Below are 20,539 nucleotides of genomic sequence, written 5' to 3' on the forward strand. Positions count from 1 at the left end.
GCTGGGCAACCCGCTGCTGGCGGCCGGCATGTGGTATTACCAGATGCTGGAAAAACTGCGCTGAGCCCAAAACCCATGCCATCGCTGTAGGAGCGGCCTTGTGTCGCGATGGGCCGCAAAGCGGCCCCTGGATCTTGGCATGGGTGCTGAAATGGACGGGGCCGCTTCGCGGCCCATCGCGACACAAGGCCGCTCCTACAGGGGTGCGCAGGGTCAGGCGATCTTCTTCAAGCCCTGCTTCTTCAGCTCTTCATCACGCAGTTCGCGGCGCAGGATCTTGCCTACGTTGGTGGTCGGCAGCGCATCGCGGAACTCGATATGGCGCGGCACCTTGTAGCCGGTCACGTTGGCACGCATGTGCTCCATCACCTGCTCCTTGGTCACGGTCATGCCCGGCTTGACCACGATGAACACCTTGATCACTTCGCCCGACTTCTCGTCCGGCACCCCGATGGCCGCGCACTGCAACACGCCAGGCAAGCCGGCAAGCACATCCTCCAGCTCGTTGGGGTACACATTGAAGCCGGAGACCAGGATCATGTCCTTCTTGCGGTCGACGATACGCATGTAGCCGTCTGGCTGGATCAAGGCGATGTCGCCGGTCTTGAGCCAACCCTGGTTGTCGAGGATCTCGGCAGTGGCCTCTTCACGCTGCCAATAGCCCTTCATGACCTGCGGGCCCTTGATGCACAGTTCGCCAACTTCGCCCAACGGCAACTCGTTACCAGCCTCGTCGATTACCTTGCACAGGGTCGACGGCACCGGAATACCAATGGTGCCGACCTGGTTCGCTTCGGCAGGGTTGACCGTGGCCACCGGGCTGGTTTCCGTCATGCCGTAGCCCTCGCAGATGGCGCAACCGGTCACCGCCTTCCAGCGCTCGGCCACGCTCAACTGCAGGGCCATGCCGCCCGACAAGGTGATTTTCAGCGCCGAGAAGTCCAGGGCACGGAACCCATCGTTGTTGCACAGGGCAACGAACAGGGTGTTCAGGCCGACAAAGCCGGTGAACTTCCACTTGCCCAGTTCCTTGACCATCGCCGGCAGGTCACGCGGGTTGCTGATCAACACGTTGTGGTTGCCGATCAGCATCATCGCCATGCAATGGAAGGTGAACGCGTAGATGTGGTACAGCGGCAGCGGGGTGATGAGAATTTCACAGCCTTCGTGCAGGTTCGAGCCCATCAGCGCCCGGCACTGCAGCATGTTGGCCACCAGGTTGCGGTGGGTCAGCATGGCACCCTTGGCCACGCCGGTGGTGCCGCCGGTGTACTGCAGCACCGCCACATCGTTGGCCTGCGGGTTGGCCTCGGTTACCGGCTGGCCCTTGCCCAGTGCCAGCGCAGCGTTGAAACGCACGGCCTGCGGCAGGTGGTAGGCCGGCACCATCTTCTTCACGTACTTGATCACGCTGTTGATCAGCAAGCGCTTGACCGGCGGCAACAGGTCGGCCACCTCGGTGACGATGACGTGCCGGACCTGGGTCTTGGGCACCACTTTCTCAGCCAGGTGGGCCATGTTGGCCAGGCACACCAAGGCCTTGGCGCCAGAGTCGTTGAACTGGTGTTCCATTTCCCGCGCGGTGTACAGCGGGTTGGTGTTGACCACGATCAGCCCGGCGCGTATGGCACCGAACACCGCGACCGGGTATTGCAGGACATTGGGCAGTTGCACGGCAATGCGATCACCCGGCTTGAGGTCGGTATGCTGCTGCAACCAGGCGGCAAATGCCCCCGACAGCGCATACAACTCGCCATAAGTGATAGTCTTGCCCAGGTTGCTAAAGGCCGGTTTGTCGGCAAAGCGTTGGCAGGATTGCTTGAGTACTGCCTGGATATTGGGGAATTCGTCAGGATTGATTTCCGCCGTAATCCCGGCTGGGTACTTATCCTTCCAAAAATGTTCGATCATGGAAGCCCACTCCTTCAGCAACAGCGAAGTTCGATTCACGCGTCGATGCGCTTATTATTGATATGAGATGACGGTTCGTTGCAAACCGGATCATCTGAAAGCGGGCCGAGAGTAACAGCTTTGCCTGGGGTCGCCTAGAGGCCAAAACGGGCCTTATGGTCACATAAATGACTCAATGAACGTTTTAGGTCATTTTTAGAGTATTTAGCTTAAAGTGGCAAGCTACAAGCTTCAAGCGGCTAGATAGAGCGCGCCAAAGGCTCTGATTCCACGCTTACAGCTTGTAGCTTGTAGCTTGTAGCTTGCAGCTTGCAGCTTGCAGCTTGCAGCTTGCAGCTGACTCAAGCGATATCCCGCAGCTCCCGGCGCAGAATCTTGCCCACCGGCGTCATCGGCAGGGACTCGCGCAGCACGATGTGCTTGGGCACCTTGTAACCGGTGAAGTTGGCCTTGCAGTAGGCCTTGAGCTCATCCACGCTCAGCCCCCCCTCGCGCGGCACCACGAACAGCTTCACCGCCTCGCCGGAACGCTCGTCGGGCACACCGATGGCCGCACAGTTGGCGACCTGCGGGTGGCCCATCACCACGTCTTCGATCTCATTGGGGTACACGTTGAAACCCGAGACGATGATCATGTCCTTCTTGCGGTCGACGATCCGCGTGAAGCCGTCCACGTCGATCACGGCGATATCACCGGTTTTGAACCAACCGTCCGCATCCAGGGCCTGGGCGGTGGCCTCAGGTTGCTGCCAGTAGCCCTTCATCACCTGCGGCCCCTTGATGCACAACTCGCCACGCTCGCCCAACGGCAGCTCGTTGCCGTCATCATCGATGACCTTGAAGGCGGTACCGGCCACCGGGATGCCCACCGTACCCAGCCGGGCCAACTGGCCGTAGGGGTTGGTGCTGGCCACCGGCGAGGTTTCGGTCAGGCCATAGCCTTCGACAATGCGGCAGCCGGTAAGCGCCTCCCAGCGTTCGGCAGTGGCCTTGACCAGCGCCGTGCCACCGGAGTTGGTGACTTTCAGTGCCGAGAAATCCAGCCGGCGAAAACCCGGGTGATCCATCAGCGCCACGAACAGGGTGTTGAGCCCGAGCAATGCAGAGAAACGCCACTTGCCCAGCTCCTTGATGAAGCCGGGAATATCCCGCGGGTTGGTGATCAGCACGTTGTGGTTGCCGGTGACCATCATGCACATGCAGTTCGCGGTGAACGCGTAGATGTGGTACAGCGGCAGCGGCGCGATCATGACCTCCTGGCCATCCTTGAGCAGCTTCTGCCCGTCCGGGCCGTGCTGCGAAAAGCACGCCAGCACCTGCAGCATGTTGGCCACCAGGTTGCCGTGAGTAAGCATGGCGCCTTTGGCCAGCCCGGTGGTGCCGCCGGTGTACTGCAGCACGGCGATGTCGTCCAGGCTCTGCGGCACCGGTTGCGGCGACAGGCCGCGCCCCTGGCGCAGCACCTGCTTGAACGGGAGTGCCTGGGGCAAGTGGTAGGCCGGCACCATCTTTTTCAGCTTGTCGACCACCGTGTTGATCAACCAGCCCTTGGCAGTGGGCAGCAGGTCGCCCATTTTCGCTTCGATCAGGTACTCGATGCCGGTGTCGGGCAACACGGCCTGCACCCGCTTGCCGAACATGTTCAGGTAGACCAACGCCCGCGCCCCGCTGTCATTGAACTGGTGGCGCATCTCGCGCTCGGTGTACAGCGGGTTGGTATTGACCACGATCAGCCCGGCACGCATGGCCCCGAACACGGCGATCGGGTACTGCAGCACGTTGGGCATCTGCACCGCGATACGGTCGCCCGGCTGCAGGTCGGTGTGCTGCTGCAACCAGGCGGCAAACGCGGCTGAATGTCGCTCCAGTTGCGCATAGGTCAGGGTCACGCCCAGGTTGCTGAATGCCGGGCGGTCGGCAAAGCGCTTGCAAGAGCGCTCGAACACCTCGACCACCGAGGCATAGGCATTGATGTCGATGGTGGAAGGCACGCCCGCCGGGCGCTTGTCATTCCAGAAGTCGGCTTGCATTTATTATTGTTCCTCTGCCTGGACCTGCACTGCGTCCTTGGATCCTTGACCTGGTCGCCAACCGGCAAACAGGCGTTGCTTCGACGTTAGCAGGTAAGCCCGGGGTGGCCTATACGCCAAGTGCCGCCATTAACATTGTGAATCTTATTTGTGCCCTTCCTGCAATCGGGCCGGTTGTGCATACACTGTTCCGGTACCCCATGCGCACAAGGAGCCGCCATGCCCCACGACGCCTTCTGGCTGCCCGTCAGCGAGCACTGCCGCCTGTACGTGCACCAATGGCTGCCAGCCTCGCCAGTGAAAGCCGTAGTCCTGCTGGCCCATGGCATGGCCGAGCATGCCGGGCGCTACCAGCGCCTGGGCCTGGCACTGGCCGCGGCTGGCTTTGCCGTGTTCGCCGCTGACCTGCGTGGCCACGGGCGTAGCGCCGAGCACGGCAGCCTGGGCCTGTTCAGCCGCCATCATGGCTGGAATGCCGTGGTCGACGACCTCGGCCGGCTGGCCCAGTACATTGGCCAACACTACCCGGGCACCCCGCTGTTCCTGTTCGGCCACAGCATGGGCAGCTACATCGCCCAGGCTTACCTGCTGCACCACAGTGCCAGCCTGCACGGGGCGATCCTGAGCGGTTCCAACTACCAGCCTGCCGCGCTGTACCGCATGGCCCGGCTGGTGGCGCGGCTGGAGGCCTGGCGCCAGGGGCCGCTGGGCAAGAGTGCGGTGATCGAATGGCTCTCCTTCGGCGCGTTCAACAAGGCCTTCAAGCCCAACCGCACGGCATTTGACTGGCTCAGCCGCGACCCGGCCGAGGTCGACCGCTACGTCAACGACCCGCTGTGCGGCTTTCGGTGCAGCAACCAGCTGTGGCTGGACCTGCTGCAAGGCTTGGCGCAGATCAGCCAGCCGGGTAACCTCGCACAGATCGATCCGAACCTGCCGATACTGATAATGGGTGGGGAATGTGATCCGGTCAGTGCCGGCAAGCGTCTCACCCATCTGGCCGACGCCCTGCGCGCCACCGGCAATCGACATGTACAGCTACGCGTCTATCCTGAAGCGCGGCATGAAGTACTCAACGAAACCAACCGTAACGAGGTCACTGCCGACATTGTCGGCTGGCTTGAACAGGCACTGGCCATTGATCGGCCTGTGCGCAGTGAATGACAGCCACCCTCGCCTACCGCTCAAGGAAACCCCGATGTCCCAGGTCACCAACACGCCTTACGAAGCCCTCGAAGTAGGCCAGAAGGCGCAATACCAGAAGTCCGTCGAAGAGCGCGACATCCAGCTGTTCGCGGCGATGTCCGGTGACCACAACCCGGTGCACCTGGACGCCGAGTTTGCGGCCAAGAGCATGTTCCGCGAACGCATTGCCCACGGCATGTTCAGCGGCGCGTTGATCAGTGCGGCAGTGGCCTGCACCCTGCCAGGCCCTGGCACCATCTACCTGGGCCAGCAGATGAGCTTCCAGAAGCCGGTGAAGATTGGCGACACGCTCACCGTACGCCTGGAAATTCTGGAAAAACTGCCCAAGTTCAAAGTGCGCATCGCGACCAATGTGTACAACCAGAACGATGAGCTGGTGGTGCAGGGCGAAGCGGAAATCCTGGCGCCACGCAAGCAGCAGACCGTGGAACTGGTATCGCCACCGAATTTCGTTGCCAGCTGAGCATAGCGCTGGCACTACCGGCCCTGCGGCGGGCGAATGCCCGCCCCCAGGCAACCATCAGTCTGGCATCCGCTGGGTGACCAACTCCACCAGGCGGTCCAGGCTTTCACCCCAGCCCTGGTAGAACCCCATGTCCTCGTGGGCCTTGCAATCGGCAGCATTCCAGTGCCAGGCCCGGGCGGTATAACGGGTTTTGCCCCGTTCCTCGTCCAGGCTGATCACGGCGGTCATGAACGCCTTGTTCGACGGTACCCAGCCGGGGCCAAACGCATCGGTGAACACCAGGCGCCGCGGCGCCGCGATCTCCAGGAACACGCCCTGGGTGGGGTACTCGCTGCCATCCGGCGCCCGCATCAAGGTGCGGAACAGGCCGCCGGGCCACAATTGCATCTCGCATTCCGGGGTGCTCATGCCATGCGGCCCCCACCATTGCCTTAGCCACTCGGGCTCGGTCCAGGCGCGGAACACTTTGGCCGGTGGGGCGTCGATCAGGCGACTGATCAACAACTCATGTTGCGCTTGCGCAGCAGGGGCAAGGCTCATCGGGTGTTGTCTCCGTGGCAGTCAGGGTGGCAGTTCACACAGCAAGGCTGTGCGAATTCCCCACGTCCACGATAGACCAGGCCCGCCCCACGAGGGTGGCCCGCCGAGCAGCGGCTCAGTGCGTTTGGCGATAACGGCCCACGGCGTTCGAGCGCCGCGCGGGGGCGCTCGAACCTCCTGTAGCCGGTCAACCCTGCTGGCAGCCCTCGCCCATGGCACGGTACTGGATGGTATGCACCTGGCCGTGATGGTCTTCATAGGTCATGGTGGCAGGCACCACTTCGCAAACATTGGGAATGGTCGACAGGTCGATTACCCGCTTGATATCCAGGTTCATCGAGTAGTCGTACTGCTGGGCCACTGGCTGGGTGGAGACGGGCTTGGCCTCATCGGCGAGGGCGAACGAGGACATACCGACCAATGCAAGAATCAGTAATGGTTTCATGGTGTTTTGCCTTTTGAGCATTCAAGCTGATCGATTGACTTCTAATGCCGTTTCCGGCGCGGAGAAGTTGCCATCTACGGTGGAGATGGCACGAAGTACCGATCCCGCTTCGTACTGCAGGGGGGATGCCTGAAATTCTACGCCTGGCCGTTAATAGTTGAACCCCGAACTCGGATATTCAGTCTTGCCGAATTTGCAACAATCTGCGACAAAATACCCGCAAAGCATTACGCCAGAGCCTCTGCTCTGTACTCAGGGGAAATTCGCCATTTCTGAACAATTAACCTGCTCGACACTTGCAGATACAGAACGCCGGCTGCTGGACCACTTTTACCGGCAACAAGGCTCGCGCATGCGCGCGGCAAGCGATGCGCAGTTGTGGGTAGCCAGGGGGCCGGGGATCATTGCCGGGCTGAGCCTGGCCAGGGTAACCGGGGGCTTCTGGCTGACCGGCCTGTTCGTCGACCCGCAACGGCGCCAGCAAGGGATAGCCGGCAAACTGGTGAAGGCGGCGCTGGCCCAGGCTGACGGGCCAACCTGGCTGTTTTGCCACCCCGACCTGCTGCCGTTCTATCAACGCCTGGGTTTCGAACTGGCGCAGTGCCTGCCAGACACCCTGCATGGCCGCTTGCAACGCTACCAGCGCAGCAAACGCCTGGTGGCCCTGCAGCAGGGTCAGTCGTCGCCTGCTTCCAGCCCTGGGAACAGCACGTCGGTGTAGCCGAACTTGGTAAAGTCCTGGATCCGCGATGGATACAAACGCCCGATCAGGTGGTCGCACTCATGCTGCACCACCCGCGCGTGGAAGCCTTCGGCAAAGCGGCGGATCGCATTGCCCTGTGGGTCGATGCCCTCATAGCAAATGTGCTTGAAGCGTGGTACCACGCCGCGCAAGCCGGGCACCGAAAGGCAGCCTTCCCAACCGTCTTCCAGTTCAGTGGAGGTCGGGGTGATGACCGGGTTCAGCAGGATGGTCTGCGGCACCGCTTCGGCGTCCGGGTAACGCTCGCTGCGTTCGAAGCCGAAAATCACCAGTTGCAGTTCGATGCCCACCTGCGGCGCGGCCAGGCCCACGCCGCCGACATGGCGCATGGTTTCAAACATGTCGTCGATCAGTTGCTGCAGCTCGCCGCTGCCCAGCAGCTGCGCGGGCACTGGCGCGGCGACGCGCAGCAGGCGCTCGTCGCCCATCTTGAGAATGTCACGGATCATCGGGGGTTAGGCTCGGAAGTCTGCGCCTGGCCCGAAGTGGGGTGCTCATGGCCCAGAACACTGATGGTCTGCGCGGGCGCGTGCTCGTCGAAATCCTTTTCACCGGGGTTTTTGCCCTCGGCCGACATGTGCTCGATCACCGCATTCATTTCGGCGCCCAGCAACAGCACGGCAGCCGAGATGTAGAAATACAGCAACAGCACGATGATTGCACCAATGCTGCCGTACATGGCGTTGTAGTCAGCGAAGGTTTTCACGTAGTAGGCAAAGCCCAGCGACGCGATGATCCACACCACCACCGCCAGCACCGAGCCCGGCGTGATGAAGCGGAACTTCTGTTTCACATCAGGCATTACGTAGTAGATCAACGCGACCGCCACCATCAGAAGAAAGACGATCACCGGCCAGCGCAACACCGTCCACAAGGTGACGATGAACTCCTGCATGCCGATCTGGGCGGCGATCCACTCCATGACTTGCGGGCCCAGCACCATCAGCGCGGCGGCTGCCAGCAGCATGCCGGCCAAGCCCACGGTGTAGAAAATGGATAACGGGATGCGCTTCCAAACCGGCCGGCCCTCGGGCACATCATAGGCGGCGTTCATGGCGCTCATCATCAGGCGCACACCGGCCGATGCGGTCCACAAGGCGATCACGATACCAACCGACAACAGCCCGCCCTTGGATTGCTGTAACTGGTCGATTACCGGGTTCACCTGCTCCAGGGCCTGGGGTGGCAATACCAGCTCCGATTGCAGGCGCAACCAGGAGAAAAAGTCGGGCAGGTGCAAAAAGCCGATCAGGGCAATCAGGAACAGCAAGAATGGGAATAGCGAGAACAGCGCCTGGTAGGCCAGCGCCGACGCATAGGTGGACATCTCGTCATCGAGAAATTCCTTGACGGTGCGCGCCAGCACGCGGTGCAAAGGCAGGCCCTGCAGGGCGGAAAAAATCATAGCGTCTCCTTTCGCCGCTTGATCGAATCAACACACAAGTCTAATAGACCGTGCCGATGCTGTGCTGCTCCCAGTCGCGATTGAAGAAATTGGCGGCAAAAGTAACGGCCTCTTCGCACGCATGCGAAGAGGCCGACACAGGCTTGCTCAGATCACGGTTTTTTTACCGCGTCTTTCACATCGCCCTTCACTTGCTGCGCCTCGCCTTTGAGCTCTTGCGCCTTGCCCTCGGCACGCAGCTTGTCGTTGTCGGTCACCTTGCCGACACCTTGTTTCACGTTGCCCATCGCCTCATTGGCCAGGCCTTTGACTTTGTCTTTAGTACCGCTCATGGCAAAACTCCTGCAAATGGAGACACGTGTACAGTGTCGACAAAAGGTGGACCCAGCACCCAGCGCAAGAGTTTCAACGAATTTTCACCCCGCAAGCCAAGCGGTCAATCTACGGGCGAATACCGCACCATACCCGGCCCATGCGTCTGATGCCCGCACTGCTGGCCTTGCTGCCACTGCTGCCCCTGTCCACCCTGGCCACCGCTGCTGCCAGCCCTGAAACCCTGCGCTGGGCCATTGAAACCAGTAACCGGAACCCCGGCCATTACCGTATCGACATCGCCGCCGTGGGCAAGCCACCTTATGTGATCCGCCCCAGCCACGCGCTGCCGGAAATCAAAGGCCCGGTCAGCATCACCGGGCTGGCCTGGGCACGCGAGGGTCAGTACATTGCCATCGACGGCTCCGCCTACATCAAGGACCAGGGTGTTCGCACCTGCCCCGGCGCCCTGCCCGGATCGGGGTCAGCGTCACCGGTGAGGGCAACATCCTCGACGGCAACCTGATCCACGGCAACCGCATCGGCGTCGCCCTGCGCCCGGAGCCTGAGGTGACTACCACGCGCCTCAGCGGGAACCGTATCTGGGCCAACAGCCAGGATATCCGCCGCTGCCAGGCGGGCGGCTCATGCGTACCCGGGCAGCGCACCGGGGCCATCGTGTTTGGCGTGCCAGCCCAGGCACACGCCTTGTATGTGGGCTCACGCGGGATTGGCGCCGACCTGCCGAAGCAGGACCAGGCACTTATCTGCAATGCCAAGGGCGAGCCCAAGCCGTGCCAGCCGCTGCCCAACCACAATCAGCCGGCACCACGGCTGCTGGCGCTGGAAGGCAATGTGCTGCGCGGTGAAGTACAGGGGCCGGCATCGAGCCTGCTGCGCGTTGAGCTCTTCGGCAATGCCCAGGCCGACGCCACCGAGGCCGAGCACTACCTTGGCGAAGTGCAGGTGAACAGTCACGTACAAGGGCAGGCACGGTTTGCCCAGGCGCTGGACGACATCGCCGGGTTGCGCAGCTTCACCGCGACCGTGACCACCGCTGACGGGGCAACCTCCGAGCTGAGCCTGCCGCTTCGTCGCTGACGCACCGCCAGGGCCGGCTGATGGCGGGTGTGGGGCGCAACCCAAGGCAGCGCCCGCGCCCCCCCACCTGGCGCGCCCGCAGCAGGCACAACCATCAAACCTTGCCCCGCCCCGTGGCACCCCTCACAATGCAGGCCTTCATAGCGTCAACCCGCAGGAACCTGCATGAAACTCGACAAACCCGCCGCCATCGCCCGGCGCAACCAAGCACTGGCCCGCCCGGTGCTGAACAGCAGCAACACGCTGTTCGCCATTCTGGACAACAAACGCAACCTGTGGTGGTTCGAAGTGCCGGTGGCGCTGCTGGGCAAGGGCCAGGCCGACTGGGTCAACCTGCTGCTGCATACCCCGCAAACCGACGAGCTGCAGCACCTGAAAGTGCCGACCAACTTCCTCAAGGCCCACCTGGAGCAGATGGAAGTGCGCAAGCCTGGCAAGCGCCGCTCGACCATCAGCCTGGCGCTGAGCGCCGACCGCGACTCGCTGCTGCGCGACACCCGCCCAGGTGGCGAGCAGCTGGACTTCCGCAACTTCGTTCAGGCCTGATCAGGCCTTTTCGATCCGGTCGTCATGGATGACGATCAAGCCCTGCTTGAACAAGCCGCCAATGGCTTTCTTGAAGTTGCCCTTGCTGACATTGAACAGCTTGCTGATCAACGCCGGGTCGCTCTTGTCACACACCCCCAGCACCCCGCCTTCGGCCTCCAGGCGCGCCATGATCTGCTCCTGCAGGCTGTCGGCCAGGGCGGCGCCCACCGGCTGCAGGCTGAGGGCGATCTTGCCGTCGTGGCGCAGTTCCTTGATGAAACCCTTCTCGTGCATGCCCGAGCGCAGGAACTTGAACACTTCGTTCTTGTGGATCAAGCCCCAGTGGCGGTTGTTGATGATGGCCTTGAAGCCCATCGGCGTTTCGCCAGCCACCAACAGCTCGACCGGCTGCCCGACCTTGTAATCGGCCGGGGCCACGTCGAGGTAGCGGTCCAGGCGGGACGTGGCGGTGATGCGGCGGGTGCGCTTGTCGAGGTACACGTGCACCACGCAGTAATCGCCGATCTTCAACGGCCGCGCCTCTTCCGAGTACGGCATCAACAGGTCCTTGGACAAGCCCCAGTCGAGGAAGATGCCGGCACCGTTGATGTCCTTGACCTTGAGGCTGGCAAACTCACCGACCTGCACCTTGGGCTTCTCGGTGGTCGCAATCAGCTGGTCTTCGCTGTCCAGGTAGATGAACACGTTCAACCAGTCATCGACTTCGGTTTCGGCGTTTTTCGGGATATAGCGCCCAGGCAGCAGGATCTCGCCATCGGCGCCGCCGTCCAGGTACAGACCGAAGTCCACGTGTTTCACGATTTGCAAACTGTTGTAACGCCCAAGCAGAGCCATTTCCGATGATCCTCATAACAAGGCGGCTATTCTACACCTGAAGCCAGCGCGCCGCCCGACCGCTGATGCAGTGGAACCGCCGTGCCCCCCTCGCGTCTACCGTCTGGCCAGCCACTGCAAGGAACAGCCCATGCCTTCACGCCTGTCCAAAGCCCTGCTCATTGCCCTTGGATTCGCCCTGGCCCTTGGCGCCTGCAGCCGCATGGACCTGGCCTACCGCAACCTCGATCGCCTGGTGCCGTGGTCGCTGGGCGACTACCTGGACATGAACGGCACGCAAAAGGCCTTGCTCGACGACCGCCTCAAGCAACACCTGGCCTGGCACTGCAAGACCCAGTTACCGGGCTACCTCGACTGGCTGGAGCGGGTCCGCGCCATGGTCGCCGACAACCAGGTGACCGACCAGGCGCTGCAGCAACGCACCCGCGAAGCGCGCCAGGCGATTGGCCGTGTGGCCGAGGAAATCACCCCTTCGGCGACCGAGTTGTTGCGCGGCATGAGCGACCGCCAGGTGGCCGAAATGCGTGAAGCGTTCCGCGACGACATCGCCGAGCGGCAAAAAGAGTACGTCGATACCCCGCTGGCCGAGCAGGTCAGCGAGCGCAGGGCACGTATGGAAAAACGCCTGACCGCCTGGTTTGGCCCACTGTCCGCGGTGCAGAAGCAACGCGTACAAGCCTGGTCAGCAGCGCTGGGCGACCAGAACCGCGAATGGATCGCCAACCGCGCCCACTGGCAGCAACAGCTGCTGCTGGCGATGAACCAACGCAACGACGCCAGCTTCGAGCCGCGCCTGGCGACCTTGTTGCAACACAAGGAAAGCCTGTGGACGCCGGAATACCGCGCGGCCTTCCAGAACACCGAGCAACAGGCGCGCAGCCTGTTGGTAGACCTGGTGCAGCAAAGTAGCGTGCAGCAGCGGCAGTTGCTGCAAGCGCGGTTGGCCAAGGTGCGCGGCCACTTCAGTGAGCTGAAGTGCCTGAAGGAGTGAGGGGCCTGGCCTGCAACACCGCCCTCAGCGCCCCTTGCGCCGATACGGGAACACGTCGATCACCTTCCCCTCGCCAATGGCCGCCTGCAGGCCCTTCCAGTAATCCGCGTCATACAGCTCGCCGTGCAAGCGGCTGAACAAGCGCCGCTGGCCCATGTCGGCAAACAGAAACGGCGGAAACTCTTCGGGGAACACATCGTGCGGCCCGATCGAATACCACGGCTCGCCCGACAGCTCGTCTTCCGGATACCGCGGTGGCGGTATGTGGCGGAAATTCACCTCGGTCAGAAAGCAGATTTCGTCATAGTCATAGAACACCACCCGCCCATGCCGGGTGACACCAAAGTTCTTCAACAGCATGTCACCAGGAAAAATGTTCGCTGCCGCCAGTTGCTTGATGGCCAGGCCGTAGTCTTCCAGCGCCGCCAGCACCTGGCCTTCGCCCGCGCGCTCCAGGTACAGGTTCAGCGGGGTCATGCGCCGCTCGGTCCAGCAGTGGCGCACCAGCACCGTGTCGCCCTCCAGGGCCACGGTCGAGGGCGCCACTTCGAGCAACTCGGCCAGGCAATCGGGCTCGAACTTGCTGCGTGGGAAACGAAAATCGGCGAACTCCTGGGTATCGGCCATGCGCCCTACCCGGTCCACGCTTTTCACCAACCGGTACTTGTCGATCACCGTAGCGCGGTCAACGGTTTTCGACGGTGAAAAGCGGTCTTTGATGACCTTGAACACGGTGTTGAAACCGGGCAGGGTGAACACGCTCATGACCATGCCGCGCACCCCCGGCGCCATGACGAAGCGGTCGTCGCTGTTGGCCAGGTGGTTGATCAGGGCCCGGTAGAACTCCGACTTGCCTTGCTTGTAGAAACCGATCGACGTGTACAGCTCGGCAATGTGCTTGCCCGGCAGAATGCGCTTGAGAAAATGCACGAACTCGGCCGGCACCGGCACATCGGCCATGAAGTAGGAGCGGGTGAACGAGAAGATGATCGACACCTCGGCTTCGTCGGTGATCACCCCGTCCACCTCGATGCCATGGCCCTCGCGGTGCAGCAAGGGAATCACCAAGGGCCATTGCTCATCGCGGTTGTACAGGCGGCCGACCAGGTAGGCACCTTTGTTGCGGTACAGCACGGGCACGAACAGCTCCACCGCAAGCTCCGGGTCCTTGCAAACCCAGTCGGGCAGGCATTCGCGCACCTGCGCTTCCAGCCGTGCCAGGTCACCCTCCAGGTCACCGTAGGCGACATCGAACGGGTAGTCGGCGAAGATCGCCTGCAGCATTCCCTTAAGGCTACCGCCCAGCGCATAGGTACGGGTTTGCGCGGCGCGCTCGCGCCCGCGCAGCGACGGCCGGGTGGTGTGGATGAACATGCAACCATCGCTGATCTGGTCGTGGCTGAACAGGCTGCAGAACAGCGAGTTGTACCAGGTCTCGGCCAACTCATCGTCCAGCCGGGGGTCGATCTGCTGAATGTAGGCGTGTTTGGCCAGCGGCCACTGCGCCACGTCCAGCAACACCGGCGCGGGGAAGGCCTGGCGCAGCCAGCCGTTGACCTCGGCGACTTTTTCTTCATACAGGCTGATGCGCGCAGCCGCGGCCTGCTGGATTTCCTGCCAGCGCGCCTGTTCGAAGCGCTGGCGGGCGCCGAGGGTAATGCGCTGGAAGTGGTCACGGTAATCGTCGAAGCCCGCCAGGATGGTGCGGGCGATTTCGACAGCGGGCCAGGGTTGGGGCATGCCGGGCACCTCATGGGTGAATGAGTTACACAGCTTAGTCGGCCTGACGCAAATGCGGGCCAGGTTCACTGCGCAAGAAAGCACAAGTATCGCCCCGCCCCCTCGCGTACACTCGCGCCCCTGCCCTGCCCTCCGGAGACCGTTGTGAGCCCGATTGCCCTAACCCGCCTGCTGACCCTTGCTGCCGTCTGGGGGGCGAGTTTCCTGTTCATGCGCATCATCGCCCCCGAGCTGGGCACTGTGCCGACCGCGTTCTTTCGCGTCTCGATCGCCTGCCTGGGCCTGGTCGCCATCGTCGCCGCCAGCCGCGTGCGCTGGGACTTCCAGGGCAAGCTCGGGGCCTGCCTGGTACTGGGCATGATCAACTCCGGCATCCCGGCAACCTTCTATTCCGTAGCTGCCCAGGTGCTGCCAGCCGGTTACTCGGCGATCTTCAACGCCACCACGCCACTGATGGGCGTGCTGATCGGCGTGCTGTGCTTCCGTGAACCCATGACGTTGGCCAAGCTCTGCGGCATCTTCCTTGGCCTGCTCGGTGTCGGCATCCTCAGCGGGGCCGGGCCGGTGGCCCTGGACATGGCCCTGCTGCAAGGCGCCCTGGCGTGCCTGGCAGCTACCACCTGCTACGGCTTTGCCGGGTTCCTCGCGCGGCGTTGGATCAGTGGCCTGGACAGCCGCCTGTCGGCGCTGGGCAGCATGCTCGGCGCTACGCTGATGCTGAGCCCGCTGTTCGCCTGGAGCGCCCTCAGCCAGCCGCCCGCCAGCTGGGGCGGCTGGCAGGTCTGGCTGTCGCTGCTCGGCCTGGGCCTGCTGTGCACGGCATTCGCCTATATCCTGTACTTCCGTCTGCTGGCAGAAATAGGCCCGGTCAAGGCCAGCACCGTGACCTTCCTGATCCCGGTGTTCGGCGTGCTGTGGGGCGCATGGCTGCTGGACGAGCCGCTGTCGATGGCGCACCTGTATGGCGGCCTGCTGATTGCTGTGGCCTTGTGGCTGGTACTGCGCCCGGCGCGCAATTGACCGGGAGAACGGCATGAACCCGACCTGCAAGAAGGTGCTGTTCCGCCTGGAACAGGACGCCAACGGCTACCCACCGGCCTCGGTCGAAGGCCTTTGGGCCAAGGCTGTGGAAGGCGGCCATGCCGTGGACAACATCCCCTTTCATGTGTACGGCATCGCGCCGGGTGACCTTATCGGCACCTATGAAGAAGACGGCCAGACCTGGTTCGCCGAACTGCGCCAAAGCAGAGGCACCTCGGTATTCCGGGTGCTGGTCAAGCCCCCGGAAACCCTCGATCAGGTTCGCGCTGCCTTGCAGGATTTCGGCTGCGCCTGTGAAACCGAGCATTCGGTAAGACTGCTGGCCGTGGCACTACCGCAACAGCGCTCGATCGACACCCTGCTCTACTACCTGCTCACCCAGCGCGAAGCCGGGCTGCTGGACTTCGAGGAAGGCGTACTCCGGCACGCCATCCCCGCCGAGTTCCGCTAGGGCTCAGGCCTCGGCCAGGCGCTTGGCAGGCTTGCGGAACACGAACAGCAGGCCGACCACGATCAACCCCATGCCCAGCAGGCTGAGCGGCGCCAGGCGGTTGCCGAAGATCAGCAAGTCCATCACCGCGGTCACCGCCGGCACCAGGTAGAACAGGCTGGTGACGTTGACCAGGTTACCCTTGGCGATCAGCCGATACAGCAGCAAGGTGGCCAGCAGCGAAACCACCAGGCCCATCCACAGCAAGGCAGCCACGAAACCCCCGGTCCACTGCACCTGCAAGGGTTGCAAGGGTGCGAACAGCGCGCACAGGGCAAAGCCGGCCAGGTACTGCAGCGGCAGCGTGCCCATGGGGTTTTCGGTGATGCGTTTTTGCAGGATCGAACCGCAAGTCATGCTGGCCAGCGCCAGCAGGGCGAACAGCATGCCCGCCAGCGACACCCCACCCAGGTTGAGCCCCTGGTACACCACCATGATCAAGCCGCTCAAGCCCAGCCCCAGGCCGAACAGGCGGCTGATCGAACGCTGGCGCTCCATCAGCACGACGGTGAGGATCGGTTGCACGCCCATGACCGTGGCCATGATGCCTGGCGTGACGTGGGTGTCGAGGGCCAGCAGATAGAATATCTGGTAAGCCCCGAGCAACACGCAGCCAGTGCCCAGGGCACGCAGCATGGCGCCCTTACGGCGTGGCCAGCGCAGCCCCAGCAACGGCCCGATCAGCAACAGGCCCGCCAGGGCCAAGGCAGAGCGCAGCAGCAGGAACGCGAACGGGCTGGCATGCGCCAGGCCAAGTTTGGAAACGATCGCCCCGCTGCTCCACAGCAGGACGAACAGGCTGGTAGTGGCCGCCGAGGCCACGGATGCTTTGTTGAAAAAGGACATGTATTGCCACCTGATGATAGGCAGATAAGCCAAGCGGACGGCCTGCGCTAAAGCGCACTAAGTAGCCGGCCGGGTTCAGTGGGTTGCGTGTGCGAAGGGACTCGGCCGAAGCCGATCAGCCCAACACGACCACGCAGCATGGCGGAGCTACGCCGCCTACGGCGCCACTGACAGGTGGTGGGTAATGACTGACCATGGCCGGCTGCTGGCTGCCACGCACGACCATGCCCGCGACTGGCGCGATGGCAAAGCTGGTGGTGGAGGGCTTGGCGGGCATGATTCAGGCTTCAGGGAAGGAAGTGTTGTGGAGAATAGCGGTGAACCCACGATCGGGCAATAGCGGGCGCCAGTGTGAGGTGAGCTGGCCTGTGCGCGGGTGAACCCGCGCACAGGCCAGCCTGCGCTCAGAACAACCAGCGGTAAAGCAGATAAGCCACGACCACCGCCAGCACCGGGCGCAAGACCCGGTAGGCCTTGGGGTTGGCCCGTTTGAACTGCTTCACGTGGGTGCTGAGCTTGTTGGAGAAGCGCTTGCTCCAGGCATACGCCTGGTTGATGCCGCCCACCCGCTCGTCGTCGGTGTTCTGCGGCGCGGTGGCGCGGCCCAGGAAGGCACTGACCTTGCGGTTGATGCGGGTCATCAGCGGGCTGCTCAACGGCCGCTCGATGTCGCAGAACAGGATCACCCGGGTCACATCGGTCTCGTTTTTCACCCAGTGCACGTAGGTTTCATCGAACATCACGTCTTCGCCGTCCCGCCAGGCGTACTCCTGCCCATCGACGTAGATGCGGCAGGCGTCGGAGTTCGGCGTGGACAGGCCCAGGTGGTAACGCAACGAACCGGCGAATGGGTCGCGGTGCGGGTTCAGGTGGCTACCGCCAGGCAGCAGGGCGAACATCGCGCCCTTGACGTTGGGAATGCTGCTGACCAGTTCTACGGTTTTCGGGCACAGCGCCTCGGCCGATGGCAGCGGCTTGTCATACCACTTCAGGTAAAACCGCTTCCAGCCCTTCTTGAAGAACGAACCGAAGCCGGCGTCGTTGTCCTTTTCGGCGGCGCGGATATAGCCCTCGTCGAACAGGCGCATGGCCTCTTCGCGGATTTCCTGCCAGTTGTCTTTGAGCACATCCAGTTCCGGGAAGCGCTGGCGGTCCAGGTAGGGTTTGGACGGCACCCCGGAAAACAGGTACATCAAGGCGTTGTAGGGGGCGAACAGCGCCGAATGGTTGACGAACTGGCGCAACACCGGCAGGCGGGCTTTGCCGCGCAGGTGCACGAACAGCACACTGCCGAAGAACACCAGCAAGACACCCGCCTTGGCTGCAAAGGATAAGGTCATGCATCACTCCTAGGTGAAGAAACAGGGCTGCGCGGCCTGCTCTCCTGAAAATCATCCTGCCATCATAAACCGATCCCGCCGCGGTACAAACCACCCGGGCGGGATCGTGTCGATGAAGATTGTGCAGTCAACCAGGCTGCCGAACATTGAGCCCGGTCAGCGGCATGGCCGGTTACTGCTGGTTTTCCTGGTCGCTGAACATGTCGCTGAACAGCATGCTCGACAAATAACGCTCGCCGGAATCGGGCAGCACCACGACGATGGTCTTGCCCTGCATTTCCGGTTTTTCCGCCAGGCGCACGGCCGCCGCCATGGCTGCGCCGCAAGAAATGCCGCAGAGAATGCCCTCTTCCTGCATCAGGCGAATGGCCATGGCCTTGGCCTCTTCGTCGGCCACCGTCAGCACCTGGTCGACAATCGACAGGTCGAGGTTTTTCGGTACGAAGCCAGCCCCAATGCCCTGGATCTTGTGTGGGCTGGGCTTGAGCTCTTCGCCGGCCAGGGTCTGGGTGATCAGTGGCGAAGCCTCGGGCTCCACGGCCACCGACAGGATCGCCTTGCCCTGGGTATGCTTGATGTAGCGCGACACACCGGTGATGGTGCCGCCCGTGCCCACCCCCGCCACCAGCACGTCCACCGCACCGTCGGTGTCGTTCCAGATTTCCGGGCCTGTGGTTTTTTCGTGAATGGCGGGGTTGGCCGGGTTCTCGAACTGGCCTGGCAGGAAGTACTGCGCCGGGTCTGAGGCCACGATTTCGTTGGCCTTGTCGATGGCGCCCTTCATGCCTTTGGCCGGCTCGGTCAGCACCAGTTCGGCGCCCAGCGCCTTCAGTACCTTGCGCCGTTCGAGGCTCATCGAAGCGGGCATGGTCAGCATCAGCTTGTAGCCACGCGCGGCGGCAACGAAGGCCAGGCCGATACCGGTGTTGCCCGAGGTGGGCTCGACTATGGTCATGCCCGGCTTGAGCCGGCCGCTGCTTTCGGCATCCCAGACCATGTTCGCGCCAATGCGGCACTTGACCGAGTAGCCCGGGTTGCGCCCCTCGATCTTGGCCAGGATGGTCACGCCACGCGGGGCGATCCGGTTGATCTGCACCAGCGGCGTGTTGCCGATGGAATGGGCGTTGTCTGCAAAGATACGGCTCATGGCAGGGGTCCTTGGCATGAAAGCGAGCAGGAAAAGACCTCAAGGGTAAGCCCCGGCCGTAGGCCCGTAAAGCCTGTTCGAACTCAACCGGGCGCATTGCGGTCCACCGCACATCCTCCTGGGAGACACCCCGATGAAAGCCCGTTATCGCTGGCCGCTGATCGGCCTGGCCAGCCTGGTGGCGCTGCTGGTGGCGTTGCACCTGGCCCTGCCCTACCTGGTACGCGACTACCTCAACGACAAGCTGGCCGACATGGGCGACTACCGTGGCCACGTGGCCGACGTGGACCTGGCCTGGTGGCGCGGGGCCTACCGGATCAACGGCCTGCGGATCGTCAAGACCAGCGGCAAGGTGCCAGTGCCGCTGCTGGATGCACCGGTTATCGACCTGTCGGTCAGCTGGCACTCGCTGATCTACGACAAGGCCGTGGTGGCGAAAGTGATCTTCGAGCAGCCCGAACTGAACTTCGTCGACGGCGGCAACAAGCAGGCCTCGCAGACCGGCCAGGGCACCGATTGGCGGCAACAACTGGAAAAGCTGCTGCCGATTACCCTCGATGAAGTGCATATCGACAATGGCACCCTGACCTTTCGCAATTTCAACTCCAACCCCCCGGTCAACCTCAAGGCAACCCGGCTGGACGCCACCATCAGCAACCTGACCAACGTGCGCGACAAGCAAGGCCGGCGCGACGCCAGCTTCGAGGGCACGGCGCTGATCGCCGGCAATGCCAAGGTCGAAAGCCGCGCCACCTTCGACCCGTTCAGTGACTTCGATGACTTCGAGTTCCGCCTGCGTGCCACCGGCATAGAACTGCGCAACCTGAATGACTTCGCCAGTGCCTACGGCAAGTTCGACTTCAGCGCAGGGCATGGTGACGTGGTCATCGAGGCGCAGGCGGAAAACGGCCGCCTCAATGGCTACATCAAACCCCTGCTGCGTGACGTGGACGTGTTCGACTGGCAGCAAGATGTCGAAAACAAGGACAAAGGCTTCTTCCGCTCGGTGTGGGAGGCCCTGGTGGGCGCCTCCGAGACGGTGCTGAAGAACCAGCCGAAAAACCAGTTCGCCACCCGGGTGGAGCTCAGCGGCAGCGTGCACAAGCAGAACATCAGCGCCTTCGAGGCCTTCCTGCAGATCCTGCGCAACGGCTTCATCCAGGCGTTCAATGCACGCTATGAGCAACCGGCGCCGAAGTCCGACTGAAACAGTGTGACGGGGCATTCAGGGACTGAATACCCGGTCCGCGTTTTCAGCTGCCCGGGCCCGCGTTATAGTCGGTAACAAATCGAAAACAGGTGTTGGGCCATTCGCGGGCACGCCCGCTCCCACAGGTACTTCCGCAGATTCAGAAGTTTGTGCAATTCCTGTGGGAGCGGGC

General features: G+C 62.7%; 21 protein-coding genes and 1 pseudogene. 9 read left to right on the plus strand and 13 right to left on the minus strand.

Annotated elements, in window-relative coordinates:
* Window positions 1–213: 213 nt before the first annotated feature.
* Window positions 214–1,911: a long-chain-fatty-acid--CoA ligase FadD1 gene (gene fadD1, locus G1E_RS15985; RefSeq protein WP_009686764.1), complete on the minus strand. Its 1,698-nt coding sequence runs from the start codon at window positions 1,909–1,911 to the stop codon at window positions 214–216.
* Window positions 1,912–2,252: 341 nt separating this feature from the next.
* A complete protein-coding gene (gene fadD2 / locus G1E_RS15990; protein ID WP_009686765.1) occupies window positions 2,253–3,941 on the minus strand; it encodes a long-chain-fatty-acid--CoA ligase FadD2 in 1,689 nt (562 codons plus the stop codon).
* A gap of 219 nt (window positions 3,942–4,160) precedes the next feature.
* Between fadD2 and G1E_RS15995 the strand changes: the two genes are divergently transcribed.
* On the plus strand, window positions 4,161–5,105 hold the full coding sequence (locus G1E_RS15995; RefSeq protein ID WP_047149939.1) for an alpha/beta hydrolase: 945 nt from the start codon (window positions 4,161–4,163) through the stop codon (window positions 5,103–5,105).
* 34 nt (window positions 5,106–5,139) lie between these two features.
* A complete protein-coding gene (locus G1E_RS16000) occupies window positions 5,140–5,610 on the plus strand; it encodes a MaoC family dehydratase (protein WP_009686767.1) in 471 nt (156 codons plus the stop codon).
* Window positions 5,611–5,667: 57 nt separating this feature from the next.
* Here G1E_RS16000 and G1E_RS16005 read toward each other — a convergent pair whose 3' ends face one another.
* Together G1E_RS16005 and G1E_RS16010 are read right to left on the minus strand one after the other, a co-directional pair.
* Window positions 5,668–6,153 carry an SRPBCC family protein gene (locus G1E_RS16005; RefSeq protein WP_009686768.1) on the minus strand — a complete coding sequence of 162 codons (486 nt, stop codon included), beginning with the start codon at window positions 6,151–6,153 and terminating at the stop codon, window positions 5,668–5,670.
* A gap of 187 nt (window positions 6,154–6,340) precedes the next feature.
* Window positions 6,341–6,598, minus strand: a complete 258-nt coding sequence (locus G1E_RS16010; RefSeq protein ID WP_009686769.1) for a DUF2790 domain-containing protein — start codon at window positions 6,596–6,598, stop codon at window positions 6,341–6,343.
* A 316-nt stretch (window positions 6,599–6,914) separates the two neighbouring features.
* Here G1E_RS16010 and G1E_RS16015 point away from each other — a divergent pair, with 316 nt between their 5' ends.
* Entirely contained in the window at window positions 6,915–7,319 is a 405-nt protein-coding gene (locus tag G1E_RS16015; RefSeq protein WP_166524975.1) for a GNAT family N-acetyltransferase, read from the plus strand.
* Here G1E_RS16015 and def read toward each other — a convergent pair.
* From def to G1E_RS16030, 3 genes are all read right to left on the minus strand, one after another.
* Entirely contained in the window at window positions 7,274–7,810 is a 537-nt protein-coding gene (gene def / locus G1E_RS16020) for a peptide deformylase (protein WP_009686771.1), read from the minus strand. The genes G1E_RS16015 and def overlap by 46 nt on opposite strands.
* Window positions 7,807–8,766, minus strand: coding sequence for a YihY/virulence factor BrkB family protein (locus G1E_RS16025; protein WP_009686772.1), 960 nt, complete (start codon window positions 8,764–8,766; stop codon window positions 7,807–7,809). The genes def and G1E_RS16025 overlap by 4 nt, the downstream gene beginning before the upstream one ends.
* Window positions 8,767–8,918: 152 nt before the next feature.
* On the minus strand, window positions 8,919–9,098 hold the full coding sequence (locus G1E_RS16030) for a CsbD family protein (protein ID WP_029885390.1): 180 nt from the start codon (window positions 9,096–9,098) through the stop codon (window positions 8,919–8,921).
* A 140-nt stretch (window positions 9,099–9,238) separates the two neighbouring features.
* On the opposite strand from G1E_RS16030, the pseudogene G1E_RS30265 reads away from it, so the two are divergent.
* Both G1E_RS30265 and G1E_RS16040 read left to right on the plus strand, forming a co-directional pair.
* A pseudogene (locus G1E_RS30265) lies at window positions 9,239–10,179 on the plus strand (hypothetical protein).
* A 165-nt stretch (window positions 10,180–10,344) separates the two neighbouring features.
* On the plus strand, window positions 10,345–10,725 hold the full coding sequence (locus tag G1E_RS16040; protein WP_009686775.1) for a hypothetical protein: 381 nt from the start codon (window positions 10,345–10,347) through the stop codon (window positions 10,723–10,725).
* Here G1E_RS16040 and G1E_RS16045 read toward each other — a convergent pair whose 3' ends face one another.
* Complete coding sequence (locus G1E_RS16045; protein ID WP_009686776.1) at window positions 10,726–11,562, minus strand: S1 RNA-binding domain-containing protein; 837 nt, start codon at window positions 11,560–11,562, stop codon at window positions 10,726–10,728.
* A gap of 130 nt (window positions 11,563–11,692) precedes the next feature.
* On the opposite strand from G1E_RS16045, the gene G1E_RS16050 reads away from it, so the two are divergent.
* Window positions 11,693–12,553, plus strand: a complete 861-nt coding sequence (locus tag G1E_RS16050) for a DUF6279 family lipoprotein (RefSeq protein ID WP_009686777.1) — start codon at window positions 11,693–11,695, stop codon at window positions 12,551–12,553.
* A 24-nt stretch (window positions 12,554–12,577) separates the two neighbouring features.
* Here G1E_RS16050 and aceK read toward each other — a convergent pair whose 3' ends face one another.
* Entirely contained in the window at window positions 12,578–14,293 is a 1,716-nt protein-coding gene (aceK, locus tag G1E_RS16055) for a bifunctional isocitrate dehydrogenase kinase/phosphatase (RefSeq protein ID WP_009686778.1), read from the minus strand.
* A 144-nt stretch (window positions 14,294–14,437) separates the two neighbouring features.
* Here aceK and G1E_RS16060 point away from each other — a divergent pair, with 144 nt between their 5' ends.
* Both G1E_RS16060 and G1E_RS16065 read left to right on the plus strand, forming a co-directional pair.
* Window positions 14,438–15,313, plus strand: a complete 876-nt coding sequence (locus G1E_RS16060) for a DMT family transporter (RefSeq protein WP_009686779.1) — start codon at window positions 14,438–14,440, stop codon at window positions 15,311–15,313.
* 13 nt (window positions 15,314–15,326) lie between these two features.
* A complete protein-coding gene (locus tag G1E_RS16065) occupies window positions 15,327–15,785 on the plus strand; it encodes a DUF4265 domain-containing protein (RefSeq protein ID WP_009686780.1) in 459 nt (152 codons plus the stop codon).
* A gap of 3 nt (window positions 15,786–15,788) precedes the next feature.
* On the opposite strand, the gene G1E_RS16070 is transcribed toward G1E_RS16065, so the two are convergent.
* The 4 genes from G1E_RS16070 to cysK all read right to left on the minus strand — a co-directional run bounded on the left by G1E_RS16070 (window position 15,789) and on the right by cysK (window position 19,157).
* On the minus strand, window positions 15,789–16,670 hold the full coding sequence (locus G1E_RS16070; protein WP_009686781.1) for a DMT family transporter: 882 nt from the start codon (window positions 16,668–16,670) through the stop codon (window positions 15,789–15,791).
* Window positions 16,671–16,785: 115 nt separating this feature from the next.
* Window positions 16,786–16,947 carry a hypothetical protein gene (locus G1E_RS28360; protein WP_009686782.1) on the minus strand — a complete coding sequence of 54 codons (162 nt, stop codon included), beginning with the start codon at window positions 16,945–16,947 and terminating at the stop codon, window positions 16,786–16,788.
* 127 nt (window positions 16,948–17,074) lie between these two features.
* Entirely contained in the window at window positions 17,075–18,010 is a 936-nt protein-coding gene (locus G1E_RS16075; protein ID WP_009686783.1) for an aspartyl/asparaginyl beta-hydroxylase domain-containing protein, read from the minus strand.
* Window positions 18,011–18,182: 172 nt separating this feature from the next.
* Window positions 18,183–19,157 (minus strand): cysteine synthase A, encoded by a 975-nt coding sequence (cysK, locus tag G1E_RS16080; RefSeq protein WP_009686784.1) that lies wholly within the window; start codon window positions 19,155–19,157, stop codon window positions 18,183–18,185.
* A gap of 133 nt (window positions 19,158–19,290) precedes the next feature.
* Between cysK and G1E_RS16085 the strand changes: the two genes are divergently transcribed.
* Window positions 19,291–20,364: a DUF748 domain-containing protein gene (locus G1E_RS16085; protein ID WP_009686785.1), complete on the plus strand. Its 1,074-nt coding sequence runs from the start codon at window positions 19,291–19,293 to the stop codon at window positions 20,362–20,364.
* Window positions 20,365–20,539: the final 175 nt, after the last annotated feature.

The organism is Pseudomonas sp. TJI-51 (assembly GCF_000190455.2).
Taxonomy (GTDB): Bacteria; Pseudomonadota; Gammaproteobacteria; order Pseudomonadales; family Pseudomonadaceae; genus Aquipseudomonas; species Aquipseudomonas juntendi.

What these genes read in the sequence shown, in the direction of transcription:
- G1E_RS16010 (WP_009686769.1), bottom strand. Translation starts at nt 6,598, where the DNA reads ATGAAACCATTACTGATTCTTGCATTGGTCGGTATGTCCTCGTTCGCC.
- G1E_RS16075 (WP_009686783.1), bottom strand. Translation starts at nt 18,010, where the DNA reads ATGACCTTATCCTTTGCAGCCAAGGCGGGTGTCTTGCTGGTGTTCTTC.
- G1E_RS16070 (WP_009686781.1), bottom strand. Translation starts at nt 16,670, where the DNA reads ATGTCCTTTTTCAACAAAGCATCCGTGGCCTCGGCGGCCACTACCAGC.
- G1E_RS16045 (WP_009686776.1), bottom strand. Translation starts at nt 11,562, where the DNA reads ATGGCTCTGCTTGGGCGTTACAACAGTTTGCAAATCGTGAAACACGTG.
- fadD1 (WP_009686764.1), bottom strand. Translation starts at nt 1,911, where the DNA reads ATGATCGAACATTTTTGGAAGGATAAGTACCCAGCCGGGATTACGGCG.
- G1E_RS16050 (WP_009686777.1), top strand. Translation starts at nt 11,693, where the DNA reads ATGCCTTCACGCCTGTCCAAAGCCCTGCTCATTGCCCTTGGATTCGCC.
- G1E_RS16005 (WP_009686768.1), bottom strand. Translation starts at nt 6,153, where the DNA reads ATGAGCCTTGCCCCTGCTGCGCAAGCGCAACATGAGTTGTTGATCAGT.
- G1E_RS16085 (WP_009686785.1), top strand. Translation starts at nt 19,291, where the DNA reads ATGAAAGCCCGTTATCGCTGGCCGCTGATCGGCCTGGCCAGCCTGGTG.
- G1E_RS15995 (WP_047149939.1), top strand. Translation starts at nt 4,161, where the DNA reads ATGCCCCACGACGCCTTCTGGCTGCCCGTCAGCGAGCACTGCCGCCTG.
- G1E_RS16030 (WP_029885390.1), bottom strand. Translation starts at nt 9,098, where the DNA reads ATGAGCGGTACTAAAGACAAAGTCAAAGGCCTGGCCAATGAGGCGATG.
- G1E_RS28360 (WP_009686782.1), bottom strand. Translation starts at nt 16,947, where the DNA reads ATGCCCGCCAAGCCCTCCACCACCAGCTTTGCCATCGCGCCAGTCGCG.
- G1E_RS16065 (WP_009686780.1), top strand. Translation starts at nt 15,327, where the DNA reads ATGAACCCGACCTGCAAGAAGGTGCTGTTCCGCCTGGAACAGGACGCC.
- cysK (WP_009686784.1), bottom strand. Translation starts at nt 19,157, where the DNA reads ATGAGCCGTATCTTTGCAGACAACGCCCATTCCATCGGCAACACGCCG.
- G1E_RS16025 (WP_009686772.1), bottom strand. Translation starts at nt 8,766, where the DNA reads ATGATTTTTTCCGCCCTGCAGGGCCTGCCTTTGCACCGCGTGCTGGCG.
- def (WP_009686771.1), bottom strand. Translation starts at nt 7,810, where the DNA reads ATGATCCGTGACATTCTCAAGATGGGCGACGAGCGCCTGCTGCGCGTC.
- G1E_RS16000 (WP_009686767.1), top strand. Translation starts at nt 5,140, where the DNA reads ATGTCCCAGGTCACCAACACGCCTTACGAAGCCCTCGAAGTAGGCCAG.
- G1E_RS16040 (WP_009686775.1), top strand. Translation starts at nt 10,345, where the DNA reads ATGAAACTCGACAAACCCGCCGCCATCGCCCGGCGCAACCAAGCACTG.
- fadD2 (WP_009686765.1), bottom strand. Translation starts at nt 3,941, where the DNA reads ATGCAAGCCGACTTCTGGAATGACAAGCGCCCGGCGGGCGTGCCTTCC.
- aceK (WP_009686778.1), bottom strand. Translation starts at nt 14,293, where the DNA reads ATGCCCCAACCCTGGCCCGCTGTCGAAATCGCCCGCACCATCCTGGCG.